This window comes from Pseudomonas sp. 300 (assembly GCF_055803035.1).
In genome coordinates this window covers 652,352-665,179 of record NZ_JAVLRV010000003.1, presented here as the reverse complement: position 1 = coordinate 665,179, position 12,828 = coordinate 652,352, and the positions used below count along the sequence as shown (strand labels likewise).

At 59.0% G+C, this 12,828-nt stretch carries 11 protein-coding genes; 8 read left to right on the top strand and 3 right to left on the bottom strand.

Annotation, left to right across the window (positions count from 1 at the left end; genetic code table 11):
- Positions 1–221: 221 nt before the first annotated feature.
- Together Q7W83_RS28445 and Q7W83_RS28440 are read left to right on the top strand one after the other, a co-directional pair.
- The gene (locus Q7W83_RS28445) at positions 222–860 is read left to right on the top strand and encodes an antitoxin Xre/MbcA/ParS toxin-binding domain-containing protein (RefSeq protein ID WP_228758830.1); all 639 of its coding nucleotides are present in this window, start codon (positions 222–224) and stop codon (positions 858–860) included.
- A gap of 362 nt (positions 861–1,222) precedes the next feature.
- Positions 1,223–1,615: a DUF6957 family protein gene (locus tag Q7W83_RS28440; protein WP_074059250.1), complete on the top strand. Its 393-nt coding sequence runs from the start codon at positions 1,223–1,225 to the stop codon at positions 1,613–1,615.
- A 277-nt stretch (positions 1,616–1,892) separates the two neighbouring features.
- Here the strand turns inward: Q7W83_RS28440 and ppk2 are convergent, their stop codons facing one another.
- The gene (gene ppk2, locus Q7W83_RS28435; protein WP_458376867.1) at positions 1,893–2,714 is read right to left on the bottom strand and encodes a polyphosphate kinase 2; all 822 of its coding nucleotides are present in this window, start codon (positions 2,712–2,714) and stop codon (positions 1,893–1,895) included.
- A gap of 110 nt (positions 2,715–2,824) precedes the next feature.
- On the opposite strand from ppk2, the gene Q7W83_RS28430 reads away from it, so the two are divergent.
- The 5 genes from Q7W83_RS28430 (at position 2,825) to Q7W83_RS28410 (ending at position 9,924) form a co-directional block, all read left to right on the top strand.
- Positions 2,825–3,727: a LysR family transcriptional regulator gene (locus tag Q7W83_RS28430; RefSeq protein ID WP_150630629.1), complete on the top strand. Its 903-nt coding sequence runs from the start codon at positions 2,825–2,827 to the stop codon at positions 3,725–3,727.
- 130 nt (positions 3,728–3,857) lie between these two features.
- Positions 3,858–4,484 carry a glutathione S-transferase family protein gene (locus Q7W83_RS28425; protein ID WP_150630628.1) on the top strand — a complete coding sequence of 209 codons (627 nt, stop codon included), beginning with the start codon at positions 3,858–3,860 and terminating at the stop codon, positions 4,482–4,484.
- A gap of 63 nt (positions 4,485–4,547) precedes the next feature.
- Positions 4,548–6,578: a 2Fe-2S iron-sulfur cluster-binding protein gene (locus Q7W83_RS28420; protein ID WP_150630627.1), complete on the top strand. Its 2,031-nt coding sequence runs from the start codon at positions 4,548–4,550 to the stop codon at positions 6,576–6,578.
- Positions 6,579–6,620: 42 nt separating this feature from the next.
- On the top strand, positions 6,621–7,817 hold the full coding sequence (locus tag Q7W83_RS28415; protein ID WP_150630626.1) for a DUF3142 domain-containing protein: 1,197 nt from the start codon (positions 6,621–6,623) through the stop codon (positions 7,815–7,817).
- Positions 7,804–9,924 carry a hypothetical protein gene (locus Q7W83_RS28410; protein WP_473658316.1) on the top strand — a complete coding sequence of 707 codons (2,121 nt, stop codon included), beginning with the start codon at positions 7,804–7,806 and terminating at the stop codon, positions 9,922–9,924. Before Q7W83_RS28415 ends, Q7W83_RS28410 begins: the two co-directional genes overlap by 14 nt.
- Positions 9,925–9,927: 3 nt before the next feature.
- Here Q7W83_RS28410 and Q7W83_RS28405 read toward each other — a convergent pair whose 3' ends face one another.
- Positions 9,928–10,557, bottom strand: coding sequence for a LysE family translocator (locus tag Q7W83_RS28405; RefSeq protein WP_150630624.1), 630 nt, complete (start codon positions 10,555–10,557; stop codon positions 9,928–9,930).
- Between the two features lie 144 nt (positions 10,558–10,701).
- Here Q7W83_RS28405 and Q7W83_RS28400 point away from each other — a divergent pair, with 144 nt between their 5' ends.
- Positions 10,702–11,175, top strand: a complete 474-nt coding sequence (locus Q7W83_RS28400) for an Lrp/AsnC family transcriptional regulator (RefSeq protein ID WP_008027506.1) — start codon at positions 10,702–10,704, stop codon at positions 11,173–11,175.
- Positions 11,176–11,289: 114 nt separating this feature from the next.
- On the opposite strand, the gene lpdA is transcribed toward Q7W83_RS28400, so the two are convergent.
- A complete protein-coding gene (gene lpdA / locus Q7W83_RS28395) occupies positions 11,290–12,690 on the bottom strand; it encodes a dihydrolipoyl dehydrogenase (protein ID WP_150639410.1) in 1,401 nt (466 codons plus the stop codon).
- Between the last annotated feature and the right edge of the window lie 138 nt (positions 12,691–12,828).

Below are 12,828 nucleotides of genomic sequence, written 5' to 3'. Positions count from 1 at the left end.
TCCTTTCGTGTAGTTACCTGATCACGCTCAGGCTCTTAGCCATGTGAAGGTGGAAAGGCAGGTATAGCCATTGCCCCATTTTTTGCTGTTTCACTCGCTATCCGGCGTTCGAGCAGCGGCAGTGCCTGTCTACCAGCGGATTGCGCGTTCCTTTGGTCAGCTCTGGGCCCAAGCATAATGATGTGTGTCATTCTCTGATGGCGGATGAGGGCCGGACGATCATGAGTGAAACTGAGCGCTGGATAGTAAAATGCCAGAAAACTGAGGACGGTACTGGCGACATCATCATTGATCTGCCTCAAGAGTTGCTTGACCAAATGAGGTTAGGTGTTGGGGACGACCTGGAGCTAACGGTAGTGAATGGCACATTAGTCCTGACGCCCGTGTGCAACGCAACATCAGTGCGGCCCATGTTTGCTGGCGTCCTGCGTCAGGATGTCTATCATGCTTACCGCATGCGTCTGGAGACGCTTCTTCATATCTCTGTCAATGCTTCGGATCTGGACATTCACGACATGATAGTAGCTGGCTTCTCGGTCAGCCTGATCAAAATGCTTTGTGATGATGGAACCCTCAGCGACGAAGAACGCGACAGAATCATTCAACCCAAAACGCTCAAAACAAAACTGTCAGCCAATCAGCTTTTAACGTTGCATGAGAGCGATCGCCTGTTCCGGTTTGCACATATTACCGCCATGGCCGAGGTGATCTTCGGTGACAAAGGGAAGGCCAAACAATGGCTTTCCAAACCCAAAGCCCGTTTTTTGGGAGAAAGCCCATCGGCGATGGTCACTACAACCTTTGGCACACATCTAGTCGAAGAAATGCTGATTCAAGTGTCTGAGGGCATGTCATTTTGATTCAGCCGCAGCCAAACGGCTTCTACCGCTCCTTGAGTAACATGGATTTCATGCGCCTATACCGGCGTCGCCTTGCCGAATACGACATGCACGGGCATCCATGAAGCACTAGGTTTCACCCACATCGGCACCTACCGCTAGGTAGGGTTCACGCACGGCAATGGCATAGCTGGGTACTGGCGAAAACCCACTTTATCCGGTGACAGCTAGATAGAAATCATCCCGTTCAGTGGGATGAGGGGAGAAGACGGACCAGCTGTGAAATGGCCCAGTCTTCGGCATCGGAACCTCGTGTGTCGATGGGAGCTAAGCTGATTGATGCTTCTCGTTCGAATCGTTTTTTTGATCGGCCGGAGGTACAGATGAATCTGGCAGATTTTGTCTCAGTGCTTTCTGCGGGTGAGAAAATAGATGGGTGCCAACTCACCACCTCAGATGCTGTGGCCCTCGCCAGTCTGCATTTTCCTTCCCATGCCTATTGTCTTGTTGCTGATTGGGCAATATTGGATCTCGACATTCCAACACGTCAGCGAAAAGCCATTACGGATAGACAGCTAATTCCTGCTCTCGTTTACGCTTTGACCGTTATCCAAGACAGTAAAGGCCGCTTCCCGCCTGGTGATTGGGTCCGAACAACGCTGGGTGTTTCCTTCACCCATGACTGCTTATTTCGAACAAAAAACACAGTTTATGTGCTGATGGGGACTGGTCGAAGGTTGCACACGGATTTAGACATCGCACTGAGCCTGTGCTGAAAAAAGACTATTTCCGCACAGGTGAGTGACCGGTCGCGCTCACATAATATTTCGGCCTGAATGAACGCTCTCGCTGTTGTGTCAATCTATGTTGTTACCAATCGAGCCCCGTATTTGAAGTGCGACCCGTCTGTGTCAGTCTATGTTGCTGTCGTGTGGATCCCGGATCATCCTACAGGCCCCGATTTACGAGAGGGGCTGTGTCAAACTATGTTGTTGGTAACCAAGGGGGCAAGGTTCCTGTTATTGACAGGACCTTGCCCCTTTTACATTCAGCTCAGAATTTTTCCGGTATCAATCTCAGCGGATAATTCGGCTCTCGATAGCCGCCCGGCTTCTGGCGTTTGGGCAACTTTACAGCCTCCCTCGGAACCTCTTCATAGGGAATGCGGCTGAGCAGGTCGGTGATGATGTTCAGGCGAGCCCGTCGCTTGTCATTCGAGTTGGCCACCAACCACGGCGCATGGTCGGTGTCGGTCATCTTGAACATGTCGTCACGGGCGCGTGAGTAGTCATACCAGCGGCTGTAGGACTTGAGGTCCATGCCGGTGAGCTTCCAGATTTTACGTCCATCCTTGATGCGAGCCTGAAGCCGGCGTGTCTGCTCCTCTTGGCTGACTTCCAGCCAGTACTTGATCAGGATCACTCCGGAATCGACGATTGCGCGTTCCACCGAGGGGATCGATTTCAGGAAACGGGTGACCTGGTCTTTGGTGCAGAACCCCATCACGCGTTCAACGCCCGCACGGTTGTACCAACTGCGATCGAAGATCACTACTTCGCCAGCCGCCGGCAGATGCGGCAAGTAGCGCTGCACGTACATCTGACTTTTCTCGCGTTCGGTAGGTGCACTCAGCGCAATCACCCGGAAGATGCGCGGACTCACCCGCTCGGTCAGCGCCTTGATGGTTCCGCCCTTGCCAGCACCGTCGCGCCCCTCAAAAACGATGCACACCTTGATGCCCTTGTTCCGCACCCATTCCTGCAGCTTGACGGTTTCGACGTGCAGCTCGCGTAGCGCTTTCAGGTAGTCTTTGTTACTCATTTTCGGGCTGTCCGCCATTTGCGGCTTTTGTGCCCGCTTCTTGTCCTTTGCCATGACCAAGACCTCACTGTTTCCCGGTCATGTCAGACTAGGTCGTTTTCGACGTCGCGCTCAAAATCGCAGCCTGACGGTTGCGATTTTTATCTGAATGGAGAACTTGCCCGGTGGACCGATTCCAGGAAATGCAGGTCTTCGCCGCCGTTGCCCAGGAGCAAGGCTTCTCGGCGGCGGCGCGACGTTTGGGGATGTCGGCGGCCAGTGTCACTCGTGCCGTGGCCGCGCTGGAAAAACGCATTGGCACGTTGCTGCTGACGCGCACTACCCGCAGCGTGCATTTGAGCGAGGCGGGTCAGCGGTATCTCGAAGACTGTCGGAGAATTCTTGCCGAGGTGCAGGAAGCTGAGGATTCGGCTGCGGGCAGTCACGCCGAACCTCGTGGGCAACTGACGATCACCGCGCCGGTGTTGTTTGGCGAGTTGTTCGTGACTCCGGTGATGGTGAGTTATCTGAAGCAGTTTCCCGAAGTCTGCATCAATGGGGTGTTGGTCGATCGAGTGGTCAGCATGGTCGAGGAGGGGATTGATGTGGCCGTGCGCATCGGTGAGTTGCCCGACAGCAACCAACACGCGATCCGCGTCGGTGAAGTGCGACGGGTGATTTGCGCTTCTCCACCATTTCTAGAGACGCAGGGCAGGCCCGTGCATCCTCAGGATCTGGCGCGTGCACCGGTTATTTCAACGTCCGCTATCGGTCAGCTGAAAAGCTGGCCTTTTCAGGATGCGGGCCAGCCCATTAGCGTACGGGCTGAATCACGATTGGTGGTGACAGCGAATCAGGCCGCGATTAATGCAGCGTGCCTTGGGTTGGGATTCACCCGCGTCCTGTCTTATCAGGTCGCAAGCAAAGTAGCGTCCTCAGAGCTGGAAATCGTATTGGCTGACTTCGAGCTGCCGCCGCTGCCCATCCATGTGGTGTATCAGGGTGGGCGCAACGCCCCTGCGCGGATTCGCAGTTTCGTGGACTTCACCGTGAAAGCCTTGCGAGAACACCCGGCCTTGCAGGGCTGACGGTTTATTGCGCTGGCTGAAATAATTGATTGCGTTTGCTGGTTATTCTGTTGTTTTGGTTGCGGGTGGAAGATAGCGCTCATCGGTGCTGATCTTTCCTGAGCGGCACCACCACCCAGCGGAGTCGACCATGCAAGCGATCAAACTCTATAACTTCCCACGCTCTGGCCATGCTCATCGTGTGGAACTGATGCTGTCCCTGCTGCAACTGCCCACTGAGCTGATCTTTGTAGATCTGGCCAAGGGTGAGCACAAACAACCGGCGTACCTGGCAATCAACCCGTTCGGGCAGGTGCCAGCCATCGACGATCAGGGTGTGGTGCTGGGTGATTCCAATGCGATTCTGGTTTATCTGGCGCAAAAGTACGGTAACGGCCGCTGGCTGCCAGCCGATCCGGTCGGCGCGGCCAAGGTGCAACGCTGGTTGTCGATTGCCGCTGGACCCATCGCGTTTGGTCCGGCCAGAGCAAGGCTGATCACTGTATTCGGCGCGGCTTATAACGCTGAAGAGGTGATTGCTTACTCTCACATCTGGCTCAAGCAGATCGATCAGGAGCTGGCAGCTTCGCCTTATCTGGTTGGCAGCGAACCGACCATTGCCGACGTGGCAGCTTACAGTTACATCGCCCACGCTCCGGAAGGCAACGTGTCGCTTGAAGACTACGCCAACGTGCGAGCCTGGTTGGCGCGTATCGAAGCCTTGCCTGGTTTTGTCGGCATGCCGCGCACCGTCGTCGGCCTGCAAAAAAATGCCTGAGACTTGCGGCCCGACATTGTCGGGCCGCTCACACTGCGCCTGGCGCGCAGGGGAGAAGCCGTAATGGACCATTCACCTTGGCACGCGGGCGAAAAACAGTTGCAGGCACACGTCGGTGTTGCCGAGCGAATGGAGGCGTTGGGTCGTAGGGTGGTTCGCACTGAGATGCCGGACCAACACCGCACATTCTACGAGCAACTGCCGTTTATGCTGTACGGCGCGGTGGACGTCGACGGTAACCCTTGGGCGAGCATTCTTGAAGGCCAACCGGGCTTCGCTCACTCGCCAGAGCCGGGTGTGCTGCAATTCAACAGCTTGCCGGGGGCGGATGACCCGGCGCAATTGAGCGATGGCGCGGCGATCGGCTTGTTGGGGATCGAACTGCACACGCGGCGGCGCAACCGCCTCAATGGTCGCGTCGGTGCCGTGACGGCGAGTGGTTTTGGCGTAACGGTCGAACAGTCCTTCGGCAACTGCCCGCAATACATTCAATTACGACAATTCCGTACGGTGCCGCTGGCGGATCCGGCGACGCGCATTGCGCAACGCCTGAACGGTCTGGATGATGCGGCCAAAGCCACGATCTGCGGCGCCGATACCTTTTTCGTTGCCAGTTATGTGGATGTCGACGGCCAGCGCTCGGTGGACGTTTCACACCGTGGTGGTCAGGCCGGTTTCGTACAGGTGGAAGGTAATCGTCTGACCATCCCGGACTTTGCCGGCAACCTGTTCTTCAATACCTTGGGCAACTTGCTGATCAATCCCCGGGCGGGTTTGCTGTTTATCGATTTCAACTCGGGCGACCTGCTGCACCTCAGCGGTCGCACCGAAGTCATCCTTGAAGGCCCGCAGGTCGAGGCCTTTCAAGGCGCCGAGCGTCTGTGGACCTTCGAGGTGCAGCAGGTAGTGCGTCGGCCCGCAGCATTGGGTCTGCGCTGGCGCTTCGACGGTGTCTCTCCCACCAGTTTGCTGACGGGCAGTTGGGAGCAGGCCAATGCACGCCTGCAAGCCCAGGCGCTGGGTGATCGTTGGCGGCCGCTGCGGGTGGTGCGGATCGAAGCGGAAAGCCACAACATCCGTTCGATCTATCTGGAGCCCGCCGATGGCGCCGGGTTCCCGCTGTTCCAAGCGGGGCAGCATTTGCCGCTGCGGTTCACCCTTGGCGGTGAGGTGCATATCCGCACTTACAGCCTGTCGAGCGCGCCGTCCGATGACTTTTTCCGCATCAGCGTGAAGCGCGAAGGGCTGGTGTCTTCGCACCTGCACGAGCAGGTACGTGTCGGTGATCTGCTGGAGGCCCGCGCGCCGCAAGGTCACTTCACCGTGGCACCCCATGAGCGTCGACCGCTGGTGTTATTGGCCGCCGGTGTAGGCATTACGCCCTTGCTGTCGATGGTCCGCGAGGTGGTGTATCAAGGCCTGCGCACCCGGCGCATTCGGCCTACATGGTTTTTCCAGAGTTCGCGCACGCTGGCCGATCAACCGTTTCGTTCCGAGCTGGATCGTTTGTTGGATGACGCCGGTGATGCCGTGCGGGTGCTGCGTCTGCTCAGTCAGCCGGAGGCCGATGCTCAAGAGGGCGAGGACTTTGACCAGACCGGACGGATCGACACCGCGTTGCTCAAGACCCTCCTTGAGGTGGAAGACTACGATCAGCTGGATTTTGTCCTCTGTGGCCCGGGCAGTTTTACTCAGGCGCTGTACGACGGCCTGCGGGAACTGAATATTCGCGATTCGCGGATTCACGCCGAAACTTTCGGCCCATCGACCTTGCGTCGCCAGCCGGACCCCGACGCGGTCGTCATCGAGCAACCGCCAGCCGCGACCACGTCGGTGCCGGTGGTGTTCGAGCGTTCTGCCAAAGAAGCCCGCTGGCAACCCGATGGCGGCAGCTTGCTGGAGTTGGCGGAAAGCCGTGGCTTGCGCCCGGAGTTCAGTTGCCGCGGCGGTTCCTGCGGGACCTGCAAGACTCGCCTGATCAGCGGCCAGGTGAATTATCCACAGCCGCCGGCGGAAGTACCGGATGAAGGACACGTCCTGATTTGTTGTGCGATTCCGGCGCAGAGCTCGCAGCCTTTGGTGCTCGACCTGTAGCATCTGACGGACGCTGCCTTCAGCAGCTTCAAAGGATGCTTTATGGTTTTTCTCGCTCCCCTGTCGGGCTTGCTGGTGCTGCTGGTTTTGCTTACCGGTTGTGAACGACAGGACGCACCGCCGCTCGATCAGCAACTCTACGTCTGGCAAAGGCAATGGACGCCGGCCCACGAAGCCGCACTCAACGAGAGTCGTGGGGATTTTTCGAGCCTGCGGGTGCTGGCCTTGCAGGCGTTTCCCAAGGCGGGTTGGAGCCGGGCGCGAATCGACCCGGAGCTGCTCAAACGGGACGGCCGGCCGTTGATTGCGGTGATTCGTCTCGATGGCCAGCTCAAGTCGCTGGACCAGGACGAGGTCGCTGCGCAGATCCAGCAAGTGCTCAACGATTGGCAGGCGCAAGGGCTGATGCTCTCCGGAGTGGAAATCGACCACGATGCCGGTAACGCTCGCCTACCGGCATATCGGAAATTCCTCACGGATCTGCGCACGGTTTTGCCGGCCTCCATGCCGCTGAGCATCACCGCGTTGCCGGCGTGGATCGACAGTCCCGAACTACCTGCATTGTTATCCACAGTCGATAGCAGCGTATTGCAGGTGCATGCGGTGAGCGACCCGCGAATGGGTTTGTTTGACCCGGATCAGGCCACAAAATGGGCCGGCGCCTGGAGCCGCATCACTTCGAAACCCTTTTATCTGGCGCTACCGGCCTATGGCGTAGCGCTGTTGCCGCAGGCCAGCGGATCACTCGACGTGGAAAGCGAAGTGCCGATTGAACGCGCCGGCGAGCGCCGCGAATTGCTGGCCGATCCGCAGCAACTGAGCATCCTGGCCACCGAGTTACGCAACGATCCACCGCCTCATCTGGCCGGGCTGATCTGGTTTCGCCTGCCATTGGCCCATGATCGCCGGGCCTGGAGCCTGACGACGTTACGCGCTGTAGCCCGTGGCGATGCCCTCGAGAGTCGCCTGACGCTGAAACTCTCGGCGCGCGATGGCCTCTATGACGTCAGCATCAGCAATCAAGGCAACCTCGACAGCGCCTGGCCCGAACGTCTGACTCTCGCGGTGCAAGGTTGTGACGGTGCCGATGCGCTGGCCGGTTATGCGTTGCAACAAAGCCCGGATCTGCTTACCTTCACCCGCCTGCGCGACGGCCGAATAGCGGCCGGCGGGCAGCGCGCCATTGGTTGGGCGCGCTGCGCAAACATTGATCAAGGAGGTTCGAATGTTCACCCGTAACTGGCCCCGCCATTTGCTTTGCCTGAGCCTCAGTTTTCCACTGGGTTCGGCAATGGCCTGCGGGCCGGATTTCCCGATGCGCCTGCTCGACAACCGGGGCCAAACGCTGGCGGAGTTGCCGGAAGGTAACTTCCGGTTCGAGATCAGTCGTCTCGGGCAGGCGATTGCGGGTTTGAAAAACGTCAGCGAAGTCGTCTACAGCAGCATGGACGCGCCTGACTATGCCGTGCAGCGGGACGACGCCGAACAGGCTGGTTTGACGGCGGAGCAGCAGGCGTTGGTCAAACAACTGCGCACGCTGAGCGATGCTCATCAGGTCGAGGCGCAGGGCGCAAGCCTGCCGACCGAGCTCAGGTTCTATCTGGCCGGTGCCGTGGCGTTCAGCGCCGGTGAACATGGCCTGGCTGCCGACTTCTTCCGAAAAGTGCTCGCATTGCCGGCTGATCAACGCGCGTTGCGCAGTACTTGGGCCGCGTACTCGCTGGGCCGGGCGCTCTTCGCCATGAGCAGCGAAGCGGACGCCACGCCCGACCTGCTGATGCAATCGCGCAAAGCCTTCGAGCGGGCGCGTCAGCTGAGTATCGACGGCTTCAGCGACCCGCTGGAACTGGGCGTCGCCAGCCTCGGCGAAGAGGCTCGCGTCGCTCGCGCGGTGGGCGACTGGGACAGCGCTATCGAACTCTACGCCACACAGAATCTCCACGGCTCGGCGGTGGGCTACACCTCGCTAAAGCTATTGATGGCGGATCTGGCGGCGATGCCTGACGAGCAACTGGCCGCGTTGCTTAAAGGAAAACCAGTGCAGCAACTGGTGACTGCGTCCTTGATCAGCCGCTTGGGTTGGTCATTTGGTGATCAACCGCCGAATGAACAAAAGCTGATCAAGCTGCTGCAAAGCAGCACGCGCGGTAGCCTCGATAATGCCGATCGACTGGCCGCCGTAAATTACCAACAGGGCGATTACGTCACTGCGAAGGCCTTCCTTGAACACGCTGGCGACGGTGGCCTGGCGTGGTGGCTGCGGGCGAAACTGGCGATGCGTGAAGGCGATAAATCCGCTGCGACTGCAGCGTACGCCAAGGCTGCCCAGGCTTTCCCGCAGAGCGAATCCTGGGGCGAGCGGCGGACGCCGGACTGGGATTTCGAAACGCTTCAGCCCAAGTGCCGGGTCGAGGGGGAAAGCGCGATCCTGGCGTTGCAACGTGGGGATTATCTGCAGGCGTTCGATCAGCTTTATCGCAGCAACGACATTTACTGGTTCGATGCCGCGACCGTCGCTGAGCGTGTGCTGACTGTCGATGAGCTCAAGCATTACGTCGACACGCAGGTGCCGGCACCGCCTGCGCTGACTCAGCAGGATCGCGACAATTACGTGCCACTGCCGGTGGCGGCGAAGTTGCGCAACCTGCTTGGGCGGCGGTTGCTGCGTGAGGCGCGTTACGACGAAGCGCCAGGCTATTTCGACAGTGCCGACTTGCAGGCCAAGGCCAAGTGGTACGGGGAGTTGCGCCACGACGCCGAATCGAAATGGTGGCCAACCAAACGGGCATTCGCTTATTACTCTGCCGCGACATTGGCTCGTTTCGACGGGATGGAGCTGTTGGGTTACGAGATGTCTCCGGATTACGCCACCTTCGGTGGCAATTACAGTTTGGAGGCTCCCGAGCTCAAGGTCGGCCCATTGATGGCCGCGGGTGAGGTGCAACGGCAGCAAGCTACGTTGGCGCAACCTGATGAGCGTTTCCATTACCGGTTTGTCGCCACCGCGCTGGCAAGTAAAGCGGCTGATCATTTGCCCCACAGCAGTCAGGCTTTCGCATCGGTGCTGTGCAAGGCTTCGTCGTGGGGCACTAGCCTGCAAGAGCAAAGCGCGTTCTATCGCCGTTACGTCGAGGAAGGTCCGTATGTCATCTGGGCGGGTGATTTTGGTCATCAATGCCAGGATCCGGACTTTCAGAGCGCCGACCAGCGCTACGTCACCCAAGTCACTGACGCAGCGCGCTCCGAGCTGCGGCCGTACAAAACGCCTTTACAGATCGGCGGTGTGTTGGCGGTCACGGCAGCGGCGTTGTTGCTGATTAATCGTCGCCGCCGTAAGTCGCAGTGAGCTTCAAGCCTGTTGAACAAAAGTCAGCCGCACCGCAAAGCCGATCAACAGACTGCCAAATAACCATTGCTGGAAGCGCTGGGCCGAGGGACTGCGTTGCAGCCAACGGCCAAGCGCTGCACCGGCCAAGGCGTACGCGCTGTCGAACATCAGGCCGACACCGACCAGCACCACGCCCAGGGTGGCGAATTGTGCGAGTACCGGCCCGGCGTGTGGATCGATGAACTGCGGCAACAGCACCGAGCAGAACAACAGCGCCTTGGGGTTAAGCAGGTTAGTCAGCAATCCGCGCTGAATGGCTTGGCGCCAATGAAGTTTTCCACAGGCTGGATCTGCTCCGTTCAGGTTCGGCAGCATCGTGGTCCGCAGGCATTGAATGCCGATCCACAACAGGTACGCGGCGCCGGCCAGGCGCACCATATCGAAAGTCCAGGGGGCGGCCTTGAACAGTGCCGCCAACCCCAGCGCCGCCAAGGCCACATGACAACCTCGGGCAATGCCCAAACCCACCGCCGTGGCCAGCGCCGCGCCTTTGCCTTGGCGTGCGCCGGTCTGCAGCAGCAGAATCATGTCCGGGCCCGGCAACAGGTAAACCACTGCCAGCGCCATGAAAAACAGCCAAAGCCCCGCCATGCTGCACTCCTTTCGTTGTCGATTCGGTAGCGCCAGTCTAGGGCTGAAGCACAGGGCAGGTGGTTGCGTAGTTTGCTTCTAAATAGTCGTTGGTTGGCATAACCTGCTACTTAACGTCATCTGAATCAGCAGGATCTGCCAAAAATGAAACTCGACGCTTACGACCGCAAGATTCTCGCCGCCCTGCAACGGGACGGTCGCTTGAGCAACGTGCAACTGGCGGATGAAATCGGTCTGTCGGCGTCACCCTGTTTGCGCCGGGTGCGGATGCTGGAGGAGGCCGGGGTGATTCGCGGCTACCAGGCCAACCTGGATCGTGATGAGGTCGGGCTGGGGCTGACGGTGTTTGTCGGGGTCAAGGTCGAACGCCACAACGACGAGCAGGCTGAAGCCTTTCGCGTGGCGGTGATGGCGTTGCCCGAGGTAATTTCGGCGTTTCTGGTGTCAGGGGAATCGGATTTTCTGTTGCAGGTGGTGGTACCGGATCTGCGTGCGTACGACCGTTTTCTGACCGGGCGTTTGCTGAAGTTGCCGGGGGTGAGCGACATCCGCAGCAACTTTGCGATTCACACGGTGAAAACGCCGGGGGCGTTGCCGTTGGAGCATTTACCGCTCTAAACCGAGTTGCGCCCGTCGCGAACAGGCCTCCACACATGGGATCTGTGGCGTACACAAAACCAGTGTGGGAGCGAGACCGGTTTGCCGGCGATGGGCGCAACTCGGTGTGAAGCCCTACATCTGCGTCGCCATCCCCTCCACATTCATCGCCGCCTGGCGCAACGCCTCGGAGCGGGTCGGGTGAGGGTGACAAGTCAGCGCGATGTCTTCAGCCGAAGCGCTGAACTCCATGGCCACGCAATACTCGCCAATCATTTCACTGACGCTCGGACCCACCAGGTGCACACCGAGAATTTCGTCGGTGCGCTCATCGGCCAGCACTTTGGCGAAGCCTTCAGTCTCGTGGTTGATCTTCGCCCGGCTGTTGGCGGTGAAGGGGAATTTACCCACCTTGTACGAGCGCCCTTCAGCTTTCAGTTGCTCTTCGGTCTTGCCGACGCTGGCCAGCTCCGGACGGGTGTAAATGACATTGGGGATCAGGTCGTAATTGACCTCTCCCGCCTTGCCGACGATCTGCTCGATACAGGCCATGGCTTCATCTTCAGCCTTGTGCGCGAGCATTGGCCCCGAAGTGACATCACCGATGACCCACACACCTGCCGCTTCAGTGCGATGACCCTTGTTGGCGAGCATGCCGCGTTTATCCGTGGTGAGGCCAACGTTCTCCAGGCCCAAACCCTCTGTGTAAGGCCGGCGCCCGATGGCCACCAGCACGTAATCGGCGTCGAGCAATTCGGCAGTGCCGCCGGCCGCCGGTTCGACGCTGAGTTGAACGCCATTCGCCGAGGTCGTGGCGCTGGTGACTTTCGAACTCAACTTGAAACTGATGCCTTGCTTGCTCAACGAGCGTTGCAGGGTTTTGCCCGCCTCGCCGTCCACGCCGGGGCAGATCCGGTCGAGAAATTCGACCACCGTCACTTGTGCGCCCAAACGCCGCCACACCGAGCCCAATTCCAGGCCAATGACCCCGGCGCCGATCACCACCAGATGCTTGGGTACTTCGGATAAAGAAAGCGCACCGGTGGAATCGAGAATGCGCGTGTTGTCGATGTCCACACCGGGCAGGGGAGTGGGCTCGGAGCCGGTGGCGATGATGATGTCCTTGGCGCTCAGTTCAGTCTTGCCGCCCTGGCTGTCTGTCACCGTGACTTTGCCCGGCCCGTCGATATGGCCCCATCCCTTGATCCAGTCGACTTTGTTCTTGCGGAACAGAAACTCGATGCCCTTGGTCAGCCCGGTAACGCTTTCGTCTTTTTGCTTCATCATTTGCGCGAGGTTCAGCGTGGGTTTGACCTCGATACCGAGGTTGGCAAATTCCGCACCCATGGCCGCGTCATACAGTTCAGAAGCATGCAGCAATGCCTTGGACGGCATGCAACCGACGTTCAGGCAGGTGCCGCCGAGGGTCGCGCGGCCTTCGACACAGGCGGCTTTGAGGCCCAACTGACCGGCGCGAATCGCCGCGTTGTAACCGCCAGGGCCTCCGCCCAGTATCACGACGTCATAGTTGCTCATGGATGTACTCCTGAATGGAATGGAAATCGGGCTGGATAAACGTAGTTCCTGAATAAAATTACGAGCGTAATATGTGCGCTGCCGGGCCTTTCGGTCAAGGCTTCAGCCAAGCGACAGGTTGTGCGTCTTTAGATAGAA

Excerpts from the sequence above, each read along its gene's own strand:
- Q7W83_RS28420 (WP_150630627.1), top strand. The coding sequence starts at position 4,548 with ATGGACCATTCACCTTGGCACGCGGGCGAAAAACAGTTGCAGGCACAC.
- Q7W83_RS28415 (WP_150630626.1), top strand. The coding sequence starts at position 6,621 with ATGGTTTTTCTCGCTCCCCTGTCGGGCTTGCTGGTGCTGCTGGTTTTG.
- Q7W83_RS28440 (WP_074059250.1), top strand. The coding sequence starts at position 1,223 with ATGAATCTGGCAGATTTTGTCTCAGTGCTTTCTGCGGGTGAGAAAATA.
- Q7W83_RS28410 (WP_473658316.1), top strand. The coding sequence starts at position 7,804 with ATGTTCACCCGTAACTGGCCCCGCCATTTGCTTTGCCTGAGCCTCAGT.
- lpdA (WP_150639410.1), bottom strand. The coding sequence starts at position 12,690 with ATGAGCAACTATGACGTCGTGATACTGGGCGGAGGCCCTGGCGGTTAC.
- Q7W83_RS28405 (WP_150630624.1), bottom strand. The coding sequence starts at position 10,557 with ATGGCGGGGCTTTGGCTGTTTTTCATGGCGCTGGCAGTGGTTTACCTG.
- Q7W83_RS28445 (WP_228758830.1), top strand. The coding sequence starts at position 222 with ATGAGTGAAACTGAGCGCTGGATAGTAAAATGCCAGAAAACTGAGGAC.
- ppk2 (WP_458376867.1), bottom strand. The coding sequence starts at position 2,714 with ATGGCAAAGGACAAGAAGCGGGCACAAAAGCCGCAAATGGCGGACAGC.
- Q7W83_RS28400 (WP_008027506.1), top strand. The coding sequence starts at position 10,702 with ATGAAACTCGACGCTTACGACCGCAAGATTCTCGCCGCCCTGCAACGG.
- Q7W83_RS28425 (WP_150630628.1), top strand. The coding sequence starts at position 3,858 with ATGCAAGCGATCAAACTCTATAACTTCCCACGCTCTGGCCATGCTCAT.